Annotated in this window: 13 protein-coding genes and 1 pseudogene; 8 read left to right on the forward strand and 6 right to left on the reverse strand. The window is 52.7% G+C overall.

Going from position 1 to position 13,965, the window contains the following annotated elements; translation table 11 throughout:
* Positions 1-30: 30 nt before the first annotated feature.
* Complete coding sequence (locus tag B8880_RS12545) at positions 31-936, reverse strand: alpha/beta fold hydrolase (RefSeq protein ID WP_084257916.1); 906 nt, start codon at positions 934-936, stop codon at positions 31-33.
* A gap of 108 nt (positions 937-1,044) precedes the next feature.
* Positions 1,045-1,293: a tautomerase PptA gene (pptA, locus tag B8880_RS12550; RefSeq protein ID WP_159460754.1), complete on the reverse strand. Its 249-nt coding sequence runs from the start codon at positions 1,291-1,293 to the stop codon at positions 1,045-1,047.
* Between the two features lie 120 nt (positions 1,294-1,413).
* On the opposite strand from pptA, the gene B8880_RS12555 reads away from it, so the two are divergent.
* The 3 genes from B8880_RS12555 to B8880_RS12565 all read left to right on the forward strand — a co-directional run bounded on the left by B8880_RS12555 (position 1,414) and on the right by B8880_RS12565 (position 3,897).
* The gene (locus B8880_RS12555) at positions 1,414-2,295 is read left to right on the forward strand and encodes a LysR family transcriptional regulator (protein ID WP_084257918.1); all 882 of its coding nucleotides are present in this window, start codon (positions 1,414-1,416) and stop codon (positions 2,293-2,295) included.
* Positions 2,296-2,423: 128 nt separating this feature from the next.
* Positions 2,424-3,257: a bifunctional transcriptional activator/DNA repair enzyme AdaA gene (locus B8880_RS12560; protein ID WP_084257919.1), complete on the forward strand. Its 834-nt coding sequence runs from the start codon at positions 2,424-2,426 to the stop codon at positions 3,255-3,257.
* Entirely contained in the window at positions 3,250-3,897 is a 648-nt protein-coding gene (locus B8880_RS12565; RefSeq protein WP_084257920.1) for an alpha-ketoglutarate-dependent dioxygenase AlkB family protein, read from the forward strand. The genes B8880_RS12560 and B8880_RS12565 overlap by 8 nt, the downstream gene beginning before the upstream one ends.
* Here the strand turns inward: B8880_RS12565 and rarD are convergent.
* Complete coding sequence (gene rarD / locus B8880_RS12570; RefSeq protein ID WP_208610920.1) at positions 3,894-4,790, reverse strand: EamA family transporter RarD; 897 nt, start codon at positions 4,788-4,790, stop codon at positions 3,894-3,896. The two genes, B8880_RS12565 and rarD, sit on opposite strands and share 4 nt — an antisense overlap.
* Positions 4,791-4,957: 167 nt before the next feature.
* Between rarD and B8880_RS12575 the strand changes: the two genes are divergently transcribed.
* A complete protein-coding gene (locus B8880_RS12575) occupies positions 4,958-5,419 on the forward strand; it encodes an Lrp/AsnC family transcriptional regulator (RefSeq protein WP_172461309.1) in 462 nt (153 codons plus the stop codon).
* Between the two features lie 51 nt (positions 5,420-5,470).
* Here the strand turns inward: B8880_RS12575 and gcvA are convergent, their stop codons facing one another.
* Positions 5,471-6,397 carry a transcriptional regulator GcvA gene (gene gcvA / locus B8880_RS12580; RefSeq protein ID WP_084257921.1) on the reverse strand — a complete coding sequence of 309 codons (927 nt, stop codon included), beginning with the start codon at positions 6,395-6,397 and terminating at the stop codon, positions 5,471-5,473.
* Positions 6,398-6,531: 134 nt separating this feature from the next.
* Between gcvA and B8880_RS12585 the strand changes: the two genes are divergently transcribed.
* The 4 genes from B8880_RS12585 (at position 6,532) to B8880_RS12600 (ending at position 10,661) form a co-directional block, all read left to right on the forward strand.
* Positions 6,532-7,305, forward strand: a complete 774-nt coding sequence (locus tag B8880_RS12585) for an SDR family NAD(P)-dependent oxidoreductase (protein WP_084257922.1) — start codon at positions 6,532-6,534, stop codon at positions 7,303-7,305.
* 119 nt (positions 7,306-7,424) lie between these two features.
* Entirely contained in the window at positions 7,425-8,495 is a 1,071-nt protein-coding gene (locus B8880_RS12590) for a flavin monoamine oxidase family protein (protein ID WP_208610921.1), read from the forward strand.
* A gap of 385 nt (positions 8,496-8,880) precedes the next feature.
* Positions 8,881-10,008: an NADH-dependent flavin oxidoreductase gene (locus B8880_RS12595; protein ID WP_084257924.1), complete on the forward strand. Its 1,128-nt coding sequence runs from the start codon at positions 8,881-8,883 to the stop codon at positions 10,006-10,008.
* A 326-nt stretch (positions 10,009-10,334) separates the two neighbouring features.
* Positions 10,335-10,661 carry a LysR substrate-binding domain-containing protein gene (locus B8880_RS12600; RefSeq protein ID WP_084257925.1) on the forward strand — a complete coding sequence of 109 codons (327 nt, stop codon included), beginning with the start codon at positions 10,335-10,337 and terminating at the stop codon, positions 10,659-10,661.
* A 161-nt stretch (positions 10,662-10,822) separates the two neighbouring features.
* On the opposite strand, the pseudogene B8880_RS12605 reads toward B8880_RS12600, so the two are convergent.
* Positions 10,823-11,822 (reverse strand): annotated as a pseudogene (locus B8880_RS12605) (virulence RhuM family protein).
* Between the two features lie 168 nt (positions 11,823-11,990).
* On the reverse strand, positions 11,991-13,163 hold the full coding sequence (prpF, locus tag B8880_RS12610) for a 2-methylaconitate cis-trans isomerase PrpF (protein WP_084257926.1): 1,173 nt from the start codon (positions 13,161-13,163) through the stop codon (positions 11,991-11,993).
* Positions 13,164-13,965: the final 802 nt, after the last annotated feature.

Raw genomic sequence — 13,965 nt, forward strand, 5'->3', positions numbered from 1 at the left:
GCGGTTTCAGACGGCATGATCCGCTCAACGCTATTGATTTAAAAACGGTTCAACCAGCGTCCATACTGCTGCAAAATTTATCTGGGCTACGGGGTGCGGGGCATTGGGGATGATGGCTAAATCCGCATTCGGCAGCATTTTGTAGGCAGCAATCACGCTGTCGAGCGGGGCGTTGGCATCATCTTCGCCTGCCAGCACCAACACGGGGGCGTGAATTTTGACGAATAGTTCCTTGCCGACCACGGTTTGATCGTATTGGCGGTTGGCTTGCTTGAACCAAGTGGCGGTTTGCTCGGTTTGCGGGCGGATGGCGGCTTGTTGCTGCCAGTAGTTCGGATCAAGTGCTTCAATGGCGGTAAACGGGGCGTTGCGGTCTTTTTGTCCGCCTTGTACAAAACCTTGTTTCCACTCACCTGCACCGATGGCGACTAATTTGCCCACCGCTTGCGGATAATCGGCGGCGAATTGGTAGCCTGTGTAAGCACCGTCGCTAAAGCCGATGATGTCGGTTTTGGCAATTTTTAGGGCGGAAAGCACCGCTTGCAGGTCTTGGGCTTTTTGCCGGTAGCTCGGGGCAGCACTGCCGATGTCGGATTTGCCGTGTCCACGGGTATTGACCAAAACTACTTGGCGTGTGGCTTTTAATTTATCGGCAAATTCGCCCATTTCCGCCATTGAGCCGACCACGCCGCCGTGCAGCAACACAATCGGCTCGCCCTTGCCATAAACTTCGTAATAAATCTTGGCATCGCCCGATTGCACATAATGCCCCGTGCGGCTGTTGTTGCCGTAAGGGATTTGGCTGACATAACCGTTCGGCTGCTGCCCGAAATAGCGTAGCACCTGATTGGGTTTAACGACGTCGGGCTGAATGTCGGCGGCGTGTAGCGTGCCGACTGCCAAAAGTGCGGTCAATAATGCAAAAATTTTGTTCATCAGATGCTCCTTGCCGTCTGAAAACTATAGTCATTTAAAATAAAAATGAGACAAGGCGACAACGTCCGCAGTGTACAAGTCGTACATAAGGACGTTGGCAACGCTGTATCATTGCAATTTTAATTGACTATACATCTCGTAATCCGGTTCTTTCAACAACTTGCCGCGTTTCGGGGCAATGTCTTTATCCCACACCTGCTGCCATTGTTCGGCAGGCACTTCGTTGTAATCAATCGACACCACATCATCAGTGGCTTTCAAATGTTTCACCGCCAAGGCAGTCAGCTCGGTTTTGAATGCGTCGAGTTCGGCGGCGGTCAAGTGTTTCGGATAGCATTGAATATTAATATGCGGCATTTGGGTTTCCTTGTTGGTGAATGGGGTTGATGGGGGCATTATAGTTTTTCTATTTTCAAATGGAATGCGTTAAAATGAAAAAGTGTTTTGCAAAAATGAAAAACAAACAGGGCGGATAAAATGAACTTAGACCATATCAAACTCTTTACCCTCGTGGTGCAGCAAGGCAGCTTATCGGCAGCGAGTGTGAAAAGCGGCGTAGCGGTGGCGACATTAAGCCGCAAAATCAGCGAGTTGGAGCAATCGCTTGGTGTGCAGCTGTTGGAGCGTTCTACCCAAGGCGTGAAGCCGACCCTTATCGGACTGCAATTAAGCGAACAGGCGGCGTTGAGCTTGGAAACCCTGAGCGATTTGGCACACCGCATCAAAGGCAATCAAGCCGAGTTAAAAGGCAGACTGCGGCTGTCGATGCCCGAGAGTTTCGAACCGTGGTGGCAGTTGCAGCAGGATTTTGCCGAACGCTATCCCGATATCGACGTGCATCTGCTGGCAAGCGACCGCAAGCTGGATTTGCTGGCAGACGGCATTGACGTGGCGGTTCGGGTGGGCGATTTGCAAACCGACAGCTTTATCGCCAAAAAACTGTTCGACATCCGCCTGCAACTGGTGGCAAGCCCCGAGTTTGTGCAACGCTACGGCACGCCGACCACGCCTGCGGATTTGAGCCGTTTCCGCTGCAATGCGTGGGCGGCGGACAACAGCCAAGACATCATCTGGCAATTAGGCACAAAACCGCAACGAATCCGACCGCACTTTGCCAGCAACGATTATAAAATCCTGCGTGACTGGCTGCTGCGCCACCCCGTGATCTGCGATTTGCCCGACTTTATGGCAAAACCGCTGATTGCCGAAGGAAAGTTGGTGGAAATCCTGCCCGATTACCCCTTCCCCAGCCGCCCCGCCCATTTGCTCTATCCCAGCCACCGCCATCCGTCGAGCATTGTGCGGGCGTATGTGGATTTTTGTCTGAAGTGGGTGGGGGATAGGGAGAATGCCGTCTGAAAACCTTTTGCTTGTTTGAAAAAGCAAAGTGCGGTTTCAGACGGCCTTAAATCCAACACCGCAAGAATCGGGTCGTTTTTCGCTATCGGCACAGGCTATAATGGTTGCAAAACGTATCGGAGGAAGCCATGAGCCGTGAAACCAGCCAATTTATCCGCATTGCCAAAGCGATTGAATATCTGTACGACCATGCCGACGAGCAGCCCAGCCTGGAAATGGCGGCAGCGCAAGTGCATTTGAGCCCTGAGCATTTTTTACGTCAATTTCAGGCATGGGCGGGGGTCAGCCCGAAAAAATTTTTACAATACATCAGCGTGGAGCGTGCCAAACAAGTCTTGCAAAATCAAGGTAATATGCAAGAAGCGACTTTTGCTGGGGGCTTGAGTAGTGCCGGGCGGCTGCACGATTTGTTTGTGTCGCTGGAGGGCATGACGCCGGGCGAATACAAAAGCGGCGGTGCGGGCTTGCGGATTGATTACGGTTGTTACCCGACGCCGCTGGGCGAGGTGTTGATCGGGGCGACCGCACGCGGGGTGTGCTTTATGAGTTTTGCCGATGGGGACAGCGATGCGGTCAATGCGCTCAAGCAGGAATTTCCCCGTGCCGATTTGCGCCGGCAGGAAAATCCGCTACACCGGCAAGCCTTGGCGGTGTTGGTGCCGGACGGCAGCCAAACCGCCGTGCCGCTGCATTTAAAAGGCACGCCGTTTCAATTGAAGGTGTGGCAGGCACTGCTGACGATCCCAGCGGGGCAGTTGAGCAGCTACGGCGACATCGCCAAACACATCGGCCAACCCGATGCCGCCCGTGCGGTGGGGGCGGCGGTGGGGGCAAACCCTGTGGCGGTGTTGATTCCCTGCCATCGGGTGATTCGCCAAAGCGGCGTCATCGGCGGCTACCGCTGGCAGCGCGGGCGCAAAATGGCGTTGTTGGCGCAAGAAATCGGAGCAGGCAATGGCTAATTTGGATTTGTTCGACAGTGAAACGGCGGTCAGGGCGGCGCCCGATGACAATCTGCTGCCTTATGACGGCATCGTCAACGACTACGGCGTGGTTTTTGAAGCGGCCGCCACCGATGCTTATTTTTATGAACTGTTAAACCATATCCCGTGGCGGCACGATGAGGCGGTGATGTTCGGCAAACACATCACCACCGCGCGCAAAGTGGCGTGGTACGGCGATCAGAATTTTCACTACCGCTATTCCGGCGCAACCCGCACGGCGTTGCCGTGGAATGAAACCCTGCTGGCATTAAAACAGCAAGTCGAAACCCTGATACAGCCCGTCAGCCCCACGGGCTTCAATTCCTGCCTGCTGAATCTGTATCACCACGGCAACGAAGGCATGGCGTGGCACAGCGATGACGAAGCCTGCTTGGGCAAAAACGCCGTGATTGCTTCGCTCAGCTTCGGTGCCACCCGCAAATTCGCCTTCAAACACCGCCGCACGGGCGAAAAGCGCGACATGTTGTTACAACACGGGCAACTGCTGGTGATGCGTGGCAGCACCCAAAGCCACTGGCTGCACGCCATCATGAAAACCACCAAAGTGCATGAGCCGCGCATCAACCTGACTTTTCGTACTATGGTTGAGGGGGCTTAAGCGGGCAGCGGCCGCCGCATTTTCAGCCGGCCGTCGAGCAGGCTCAAGCTCAGTGCCGCCCAAATCAGTCCGTAGGTGATGAGCGACTCGGCCGCCAGCGGTGCTTTCAACACCAACACCGCCAGCACAAACAGCAGCACCGGCTCCAGATAGCTGAACATGCCGAACAACGTTACCGGCAGCAGGCGGCTGGCGTGCAGATTGAGCTGCATGGCCGCAGCGCTGATGATGCCCATCAGCGGAATCAGCAGCCAATAGCGGTTCGGGCTTGCCCACACCGCCATGCCGTCGGCTTGCAATAGCAAATAGCCCAAGGCGATGGGGGCGATCAGGCTTAAATCGATCAACAGGCCGGTAAGGGCGGGCACACGCAGCAAACGGCGCAGCAGGTAATACATCGGGTAGGTGGCAAACACCCAGATACTCACCCAAGAAAAAGCATGGGTTTGCCACAATTCATGCGCCACTCCGGCAGCCGCCAGCACCACTGCCAGCCATTGCAGACGGCTGAGCGTTTCGCCAAAAAACAGCCGTCCGCACAACACCATCACCAACGGAAACAAAAAATACCCCATCGCCACATCGACACCGTAGCCGTTCACCGGCGCCCACATAAACAGCCACAGCTGGCTGGCCAAAATCGGCATCGGCAACACAATCAGCAGCCACTTTTTCCAGTTGCGCCCCACCTTGTAGGCAAAGCGGAACAAATCGTGCCAACCGCGGCTGAGCAGCAGAATCAGCCACAACCCCACCAACATGCTGACCATACGCCAGGCAAACACATCGGTGCCGCTCATCGGCCGCATCCAGCTGCTGTACAAATACAAAACGCCAAACAAAATATTGGACAATAAAGCGGCCCACACGCCTTTTTTCAGATTGCTCATCATGGTGTTGTCTGTCGGATGTCAGCCTGCCCGAACAGGCAGGGTAAAAGATAATCAAGTGCTGATATTTTATCGCAATAGTTTGATAAAAAAATTCTGATTTATTAATTTTATGAGATAATTTCGCAAAAGAATCACGTTTAATGGGAAGAAATACCAATATGGCGATAATACATGAATTAGACAAACTGGATCGGCAGATTCTGAACCTGCTGCAAAGCGATGCCACGCTGCCCTTGAAAACGGTGGCAGAGCAAGTGGGCTCGTCGGTGGCGACCTGCCAACGGCGTATCCGGCAGCTGCAGCAGCAGGGCGTGATTACCAAACAGGTGGCGCTGGTCAATCCGGCGGCAGTGGGGCGCAGCCTGAGTGTGTTTGTGACGGTGGTCATGGAAAAACAAAACACGGCTTTGCAAGACGCGTTTTTACGCAGCATGAAGCAAGAGCCGGATGTGATGAGCTGTTACGAAATTTCCGGTGATTACGATTACATGCTGCTGGTGCATGCGCGCGACATGGCTGATTACCACCATTTCACCCGCCGAGCCCTCACCGCCGAAAACAACGTGCGCGACTTTAAAAGCCAGTTTGTGATGAATTTCAATAAGGTGGAAACCAAAATCATGTTGTGAGCCGGTGGTGTGAAACCGCACTTTGCCTGTTTGAAAAAGCAAAGTGCGGTTTCAGACGGCATTTATTTTCTTCTGCACTTCCCCAAGCAGCCACTCTTTAAACAACCGCACTTTGTCGCTGGCGGCGGTCTGCTCTGGGTGAACGATATAGTAAGCCAGAGGCGAAAGATGGCGGATGTGGGGAAAAAGGCGGATTAATCGTCCGCTTGCCAAGTCGTCTTGTACCATCACGCTGCGGGCGAGTGCCACGCCTTGCCCGTCGATGGCGGCTTGCAATACGGTGGCGGGGTTGTTGATTTGCAAGCCTTGTTTGAGCAGGAACACTTGTACATCTGCCTGCTCCAGCCAATGTTGCCACGACACAAAACCGTTTTTGCTGTCTACGGACACATCGTGAATCAACGTGGTGCCGAGCAATTCAAACGGCTCGGTAATCGGGTGTGCCGCCAACCATTGCGGCGAGCAGACAGGGAAAATCTCTTCGTCCAACAATTTTTCGCTGTGCAAATCCGCCCAATCGCCCTTGCCGTAACGCACTCCGATATCAATGTCGTGCTTGTCAAAATCCAATATTTGCAAATCCGTATGCAGCCGCACCACGATATCAGGTTCGGCGGTCTGAAACCGCTCCAATCTCGGCAACAGCCATTTGGCGGCAAAGGCAGGGCTGGTGGTGATGGTGAGAAAACAAGGATTGTTGGCCTGTTGCAGTTTCTCAAAACCCCGCTCAAGTTGGCGAAATCCTGCCTGAATATCGCCCAACGCCTGCTGTGCCTGCTCGCTCAAGGTCAGCCGTGTTTTGCCGCTTTGGCTGCGATGAAACAACGGCGTGCCGAGACTGTCTTCCAAACTGCGTACCAATTGCCCGACGGCGGCAGGGGTAACGTGCAATTCTTCTGCCGCTTGTGAAAAACTTTGATGCCGTGCCACGCTTTCAAAGGCTTTGAGGGCTTTTAGATAGGGAGTGAGGTTTTTCATGCTTTTGCCGATAAAGATTTTCTTTTGATTATGCCAAGTTTATCTCATTTGTTAAGCGAATTCAATTGCGACATAATACGCCTCATTGAACAGCATGGTGCTGTCCCCAGCAACAAACAATTGAGGTTTATACAATGAACAAGCGTTTTGAAAATAAAGTCGTCATCGTTACCGGTGGTGCTTCTGGTATGGGTTTGGAAGTGGCGCGCCGTTTTGTAGCGGAAGGTGCAAAAGTGGTCATCGGCGGTCGTGATGAAGCCAAGCTGTGGGAAGCGGCAAAGCTGATTGACCCGCAAGGGGCGAATGTACGCACCGTAGCGGGCGATATTGCCAAGCCTCAAACCGCTAAAGAATTGGTTTCGATGGCAACCGAATCGTTCGGTGGTGTGGACATTTTGATTAACAACGCCGGTATCTTCAACCCGAAACCGTTTTTGGAACTTTCTGAAGCAGAATACGATAAATTCGTCGATATTATCTTGAAAGGCAAATTCTTTATGGCACAAGAAGCCGCCAAAGCCATGCAAAAACGTGGCGGTGGGGCGATTGTGCAAACCGGCTCGCTATGGGCATTACAAGCGATTGCCGCCACGCCAAGCTCGGCATACTCGGCTGCCAACGCTGGTGTACATGCCTTAACCCACAACTTGGCGATTGAATTGGCAAGCTCGAATATCCGCATCAACACCGTTGCCCCTGCGGTGATTGAAACGCCGATTTACGGCACGTTTATGAGCGAAGAGCAGGTCAAAGACACCTTGCCGACCTTCAACAATTTCCACCCGATCGGGCGTAACGGTCAGCCGAAAGACGTGGCGGAAGCGATGTTGTTCTTGGCAAGCGAGGCCGCTTCGTTTATCACCGGCACGGTATTGCCTGTGGACGGCGGTGTGATGGCAGGGCATTGAGCCAAAAGTGCGGTCAGTTTTGCAGATTTTTTGTCAATTCAACCGCTTGCAAAATAAATATGCCGTCTGAAACCGCACTTTGAGGGTTTTGGTTTCAGACGGCTTATATGAGAAAAACAATGAAATCACTCATCATCGGCGGCGGTTTGGCAGGGCTGTATGCCGCCTATTTATTGGAACAGCAGGTGCAGGATTATCTGCTGCTCGAAGCCCAATCCCGCTTCGGTGGCAGGGTGCAGGGCTTTGGTGCAGAGCAGTTTGAGCTGGGTGCCACTTGGTTTTGGGGTGATTTTCAGCCGCAACTGACCGAATTGATCGATGAATTGCAATTGCTGATTTTCGAGCAACACGAGCAAGGCGAATTGGTGTATGAACGTTCGCCACAGCAAACGCCCATCCGCACTCGGGGTTATCACAATTCGCCGACTTCATTGCGTATACAGGGCGGGATGACCGCATTGATTGAAGCCCTACGCACAAAATTGCCGTCTGAACGCTATCAGACCGACCGCCAAGTCCGCCGTATCGAGCACACGGCACAAGGCATTAGCGTGCAAGCCACAGATAGCAGCGGACAATCCTTTGATTATCAGGCGGAAGCGTTATTACTGGCACTGCCACCGCGTTTGGCGGCAAACTTGGATTTCCGCCCGAGTTTACCGAGCGATTTACAACGGGTCTGGGCAGGCACTCCGACGTGGATGGTGCCGCACGCCAAATATGTGGCGGTGTACGAACACCCATTTTGGCGTGAACAGGGCTTGTCGGGCGAAGGTCGCAGCCCGCAAGGGATTTTAGGCGAAATTCACGACATTTCGATGCCCGATGGCAAAGCGGCATTGTTCGGTTTTTTCAACGCCCCTGCCCACATTCGGGCGGGCGTAAGCGATGATGATTTAAAAACCCATTGCCGTGCTTTACTTACCCGCTTGTTTGGCGAACAAGCCGCATCGCCCGTGGCGGAAACCGTCAAAGATTGGGCGACCGATCCCTTTACCGCCACCGAACAGGATATTTTAGATGGCGGCCAACACCCGTTTGCTCCGCCCACTCATACCGCATACGGCGATTGGGCGAATATCCTCATCGGTATCGGCAGCGAATGGTCGCCGCAGTTTTCCGGCTATCTGGCCGGCGCGGTTGAAGCGGCCGCCTTGGGCGTCGCACGGCTGGCAAGCGGTCGGTTTTAGGCAGAAAATAGCCAAACCGTCTTGCCAATCAAGTTCAACAAATTGATTTTTAAACAATGTTTAACCAACCAAAAGGTAACGAAAATGAAAGACTGGAATAACTATAGTGAAAGAATTTAATTTGTGGTACGTTGTCAGGCTCGCTCGCTGTACTACTTGTACTATCTTCGCTCGTCTTCCTAGTACCACTTTTTAACTTCTTCCACTATGCCGCAACGAATTATTAGGCAAAGTCGGCGATCTCGCCAAACTTAACCCCGAAGCAATGAAAGGCATTATGCAGCTCGACAACGCTTCCTCCAAAATGGGCGGACTGGATGCCTACTCCGCCCACGCATTAGACGCATTTGACAAGGCTTAATACATCATAACAAGGCCGTCTGAAATGAACCCACAATTCGCCCCACTTTTCCAGCCCTATACATTCAACAACGGCGTAACCATTAAAAACCGCTTGGTCGTCGCCCCGATGACCCATTGGGCATCCAACGATGACGGCGCCATCAGTGCAGCCGAACGCCTGTTTTTGCAAGGCAAAGCGGACGGCTTCGGGCTGTTTGTTTCGGCGGCAACGCTAGTGTATTCGGAAAATGGCAAAGCCTTTGCAGGGCAACCTTATGCCTTTGATGAACGTCATTTGCCCAGCTTACGGGAAGTGGCCAAGATGGCTCATCAAGGCGGCGCGAAAGCCTTGTTGCAACTGCATCATGGCGGCTCAAAGGCGATTACTGATAACGCCGTCGCCCCTTGCTCTACTGAAAAAGCCCGTGAATTGACCGCACTTGAAATTGACGAATTGGTGCAAGCATTCGCTTATGCGACTGATTTGGCGATTCAGGCAGGCTTTGACGGTGTGGAAATTATGGGTTGTAACGGCTTTTTGATTCAGCAGTTTACTTCCCGCCAAAGCAACCGACGCAGCGACAAATGGGGCGAACCATCGGCATTTCCGCTGGCGGTGGTCAATGCGGTAGTGAATGCCCGAGCCAACGCCAAACGCCCTGATTTTATTGTCGGCTACCGTTTTTCACCCGAAGAAGCCGGTGAGCGTGGCTTGACCATGGCGGACACTTTCGCCTTGGTGGATGCACTTACCGAGCAACCGATTCAGTATTTGCATATGTCGCTATGGGATTTTAACAAAAAAGCCCGCCGTGGTGCCGACACCAACCGCCCCCGCATCGACTTGGTACACCAACGCTTAAACGGCAAACTGCCGCTCATCGGCGTAGGCAACCTCCGCACGCCCGAACGCATGGTGCAAGCCATCAACAGCGGCTTCGCAGAATTTATCGCTCTCGGCAAAGCCGTGCTTATCAACCCCGATTTAGTTGCCAAACTGCAAAGCGGACGAGAAGCCGACATCGACACCGAGATTGATTTAAGCCGCCCCGACCGCTATTGTTTTCCCGCTCGCCTGTGGGCAATGCAACAAAAAGGCTTGAGCTTTTTGCCACCGAATAAAGGTAGCGACTGGCAACCGTGGGATGTACAGGATCATCAGCAAGCATAAAGCAAAATGCCGTCTGAAAAATGGTTCAGACGGCATTTTTGTTTCTACTTTTGCGTATTCCCGTCCAAGCACAAAAACGGATGGTGCCGGAACCGAAAAATCAACCCATCAAGGCGCTGTGCGGTACGGGTTAACGCCGAACGCATGGTGGCAGGGGCGAGGTTTGAGAGAGGAGGGTAAGGTTTTTCATGCTTTTACCGATGAAGATTTTCTCTCAATATTGCCAAGTTTGTCTCATTTGCTAAGCGAATTCAATTTCACCATAATACGCCTCATCGGACAGCACGGTACAATTTGCCCGCGATTATCCCGATGTCGAGCTGGAAGTGATCGCCGAAAACCGCTTCAGCGACATCGTAGCCAGCCGTTTCGACATCGGTATCCGCTTGGGCGACGACGTGGCCAAAGACATGATCGCCGTGCGGGTGTCCGACGATTTGGTGATGCAAACCGCCGCCCGCCAAGGCAAAGGGCTGGTGTGGCTGCCTGAAGACGTATTGGCCGCAGCGCTGCAACACGGCGAACTGGTGTCGGTGCTGGACGATTGGGCAACCCGCTACAGCGGCTACTATCTCTACTACCCCAGTTGCCGCGCCGATTCGCCGTTGTTTGCTGCCTTGGTGCAGGCTTTGCGGTGGCGGTGGCGGGGGTGAGGTGGGGAAGGGGGAAAGTGCGGTTTCAGACGGCCTGTTTTTGAACATGAGCCGCGAAATGGTAGGGCGTGAATAAATCGCCGGATATGCTCAAACGCTGTTTTTGCAGAAAAATAACGCGCACTTGTTCTCTAACAACCGTCGAAAAAGTATGCTGCAAATTATTGTTTCAAAAACCGATCAAAATCACTCTCAAACAATCGATCCTGCACCACCCGATATTTTTCAAACTCACTTAATGCGTGAGCCTTAGCGATTTCGGCGGTGATTTTGCCTGCATCTTGCAACACGGCACGGTCGGTAAATTCTAAAAAGCGGTTGAGGCGGGTTTCCCAGTCTGCCATGGTCATCGGGATTTGGCGGTTTGCCATGTCTTCGGCGATATCCAGATAGGCGGAAACCAAGCGTTGCAGTTGCGCCATTTCGGATTCGTTCAGATAATTTTTGGCGACGATTACGTCAAATTGCTGGATTTTGCCGTGCGGTGCGTCTTGTCAGCTGATTAAGCCCATATTTTCTTTGTCGGCATCGGCACGGTGGTATTACTTCGGCGGCGGTGTGCCCGTGAATCGCCCAATGCAGTTTGTTTTGTACGGTGGCGAAGAAACGTTTGGTGGTGGTGGCGGTACGGTCATAGTCAATGGCGGTGGCGTAGATGTCGGTGATTTTTTGGTAGAACTTGCGTTCTGAGAGGCGGATTTCGCGAATGCGGGCAAGTTGCTCTTCAAAATACTTTTTGCCCAAAATCGTGCCGTCGTTTTTCAGGCGTTCGTCGTCCATCGCAAAGCCTTTGATGGTGAACGATTCGATGATTTGCGTCGCCCATTTGCGGAACTGCACCGCTCTTTCAGAATTGGTTTTGTAGCCGACGGCGATAATGGCGGCGAGATTGTAGTGCTTGGTTTGGTAGTTTTTGCCGTCGGCGGCAGTTATTAGAAATTTTCTAATAACTGATTTTTCAGTTAATTCGTTATCGGCAAAGATTTGTTTTAAATGATAATTTACGGTTGGCACTTCTACATCATACAATTCGGCCAACATTTTTTGCGACAGCCAGATATTTTCATCGGCATACACCGCATTGACCCCGCCTTCGCCGGTGGCGGCGATAAAGGTCAAATACTCCACTGCCGATGACCGGATGATTTCGTTTTTGTGCATTATCTCCCGCCTTCAACGCTTGATTCTTACGATAAACAGGTGATTATTTTAACATTTTGCTGTCGGTTTTACTATGAATGGAATGTGTGGAAAGGGCGTCTGCAAGGCAAAGTGCGGTTTCAGACGGCCGCACCCGCTTCGACCAGTGCGGCGTGGTGCTGTGTTTGCTTAAAACGCATCACCGGGCACGCGTACCCAGCCTTCCATCATCACCCGCGCGCTGCGGCTGATGATGGCTTTGGTGGCAATCCAGCGGCCGTTTTCCCGTACGGCGGCCGCGCCCACACGCAAGGTGCCGGAAGGGTGGCCGAAGCGCACGGCTTCGCGCTCGCCGCCGCCGGCCAGGTTGACCAATGTGCCTGGCACCGCGGCGGCGGTGGCAATCGCCACCGAGGCGGTGCCCATCATCGCGTGGTGCAGTTTGCCCATGCTCATTGCGCGCACCAGTAAATCAATATCGGTGGCGGCCACAGGCTTGCCGCTGGAGGCGATGTAATCCTGCGGCGGCGCTACCCACGCCACTTTGGGGGTGTGCTGGCGGGTGGCGGCTTCGGCCACATCTTTGATCAAACCCATTTTTACCGCGCCGTAAGCGCGGATTTTTTCCAGCTTTTCCAGTGCGGCGGCATCGTTGTTGATGTCGTCTTGCAGCTCGGTGCCGGTATAGCCGATGTCGGCGGCGTTGACAAAAATGGTGGGAATGCCGGAATTGATCAAAGTGGCTTTCAGGCAGCCCAGGCCGGGTATGTCTAAATCATCCGCCACGGCGCCGGTGGGGAACATATCGCCTTCGGCGGGGTCGAGAAATTCGATTTGCACTTCGGCGGCGGGGAAGGTAACGCCGTCGAGCTCGAAATCGCCGGTTTCCTGTACCGCGCCCTGGTGCATCGGCACATGGGCGATGATGGTTTTGCCGATGTTTTTTTGCCAGATGCGCACGGTGCACAGGCCGTCTGCCGGGATATTGGCCGCATCCACCAGGCCGTTGCTGATGGCAAACGCGCCCACGGCGGCGGTGAGGTTACCGCAGTTGCCGCTCCAGTCGACAAACGGCTTGTCGATGGACACTTGGCCGAACAGGTAATCCACATCGTGGCCGGGGGTAGTGCTTTTGGCCAGAATCACTGCTTTGCTGGTGGACGAGCTGGCGTTGCCCAGGCCGTCGATTTGTTTGCCGTAGGGGTCGGGGCTGCCGAGCACGCGCAGCAGGATTTGGTCGCGCGCGGCACCGGGCACTTGTGCTGCTTCAGGCAGGTCGGTCAACTTGAAAAACACGCCTTTAGAAGTGCCGCCGCGGTAATAGGTGGCGGGGATTTTGATTTGGGCGGGAAAACGGCTCATGGGAAATCCTTTGTTGTATGGTGGTTGTTATTATGTTGTTTCAATGGTAATAAAACCCAGATTATTTATTGTAAGGTCAATGGTGGTCAGAATAAAAGCGCTTTTGCAGCATGCATCGGATGGTATATAGTGGAAAAACTTACTTTAATACAAGACAGCAAGCCGCAGACAGTACAGGTATAGTGAAAGAATTTAATTTGTGGTACGTTGTCAAACTCGCTCGCTGTACTATTTGTACTATCTTCTCTCGTTTTCCTAGTATCACTTCTTAACTTCTTTCACTATAGTACGGTTAGGCGCAGCAACGCCGTAGTAGCGTAAGTTTTTTCACTATAGTGAAATAAAATAAGAAAAATAGTAGTGCTCAGCAACTCATGGCAAGCGTAGCCTGCCGGCTGAATAGGGTGGAGGAATAAGCCGCACATTTTGCTATGCCCAATTTCCCTAAGCATTTCAAACCATCAAACACAAGGCCGTCTGAACCGCACTTTTACCTGTTTAAAAAAGGCTTGAAAGTGCGGTTTCAGACGGCCTTGTCTGCCAAGTACTGTCTGCCGCATTTCAGCCTTTCGATACGCCGCTTGCACATAAAAACCGTTAAAAAACAAGACTGCACATTTTATTTGTTTTTGATTAAAATAAATTCAGGGTACCCGCCTGAATTTATTGTCAAATCATTTATGCTAACAAATACGAGGTGGCAAATGAAAAAATTGAATTTCTATGGCGGCTTGGCGTTTTTACTGCTGTTTTTGTGTTCCGGCTACTACCTGCTCGACAGTGTGCTGCCGTAATTTGAGGC

The organism is Pasteurella testudinis DSM 23072 (assembly GCF_900176075.1).
GTDB classification, from domain to species: Bacteria; Pseudomonadota; Gammaproteobacteria; order Enterobacterales; family Pasteurellaceae; genus Chelonobacter; species Chelonobacter testudinis.

Excerpts from the sequence above, each read along its gene's own strand:
- B8880_RS12545 (WP_084257916.1), bottom strand. The coding sequence starts at position 936 with ATGAACAAAATTTTTGCATTATTGACCGCACTTTTGGCAGTCGGCACG.
- pptA (WP_159460754.1), bottom strand. The coding sequence starts at position 1,293 with ATGCCGCATATTAATATTCAATGCTATCCGAAACACTTGACCGCCGCC.
- B8880_RS12555 (WP_084257918.1), top strand. The coding sequence starts at position 1,414 with ATGAACTTAGACCATATCAAACTCTTTACCCTCGTGGTGCAGCAAGGC.
- B8880_RS12560 (WP_084257919.1), top strand. The coding sequence starts at position 2,424 with ATGAGCCGTGAAACCAGCCAATTTATCCGCATTGCCAAAGCGATTGAA.
- B8880_RS12565 (WP_084257920.1), top strand. The coding sequence starts at position 3,250 with ATGGCTAATTTGGATTTGTTCGACAGTGAAACGGCGGTCAGGGCGGCG.
- rarD (WP_208610920.1), bottom strand. The coding sequence starts at position 4,790 with ATGATGAGCAATCTGAAAAAAGGCGTGTGGGCCGCTTTATTGTCCAAT.
- gcvA (WP_084257921.1), bottom strand. The coding sequence starts at position 6,397 with ATGAAAAACCTCACTCCCTATCTAAAAGCCCTCAAAGCCTTTGAAAGC.
- B8880_RS12585 (WP_084257922.1), top strand. The coding sequence starts at position 6,532 with ATGAACAAGCGTTTTGAAAATAAAGTCGTCATCGTTACCGGTGGTGCT.
- B8880_RS12590 (WP_208610921.1), top strand. The coding sequence starts at position 7,425 with ATGAAATCACTCATCATCGGCGGCGGTTTGGCAGGGCTGTATGCCGCC.
- B8880_RS12595 (WP_084257924.1), top strand. The coding sequence starts at position 8,881 with ATGAACCCACAATTCGCCCCACTTTTCCAGCCCTATACATTCAACAAC.
- prpF (WP_084257926.1), bottom strand. The coding sequence starts at position 13,163 with ATGAGCCGTTTTCCCGCCCAAATCAAAATCCCCGCCACCTATTACCGC.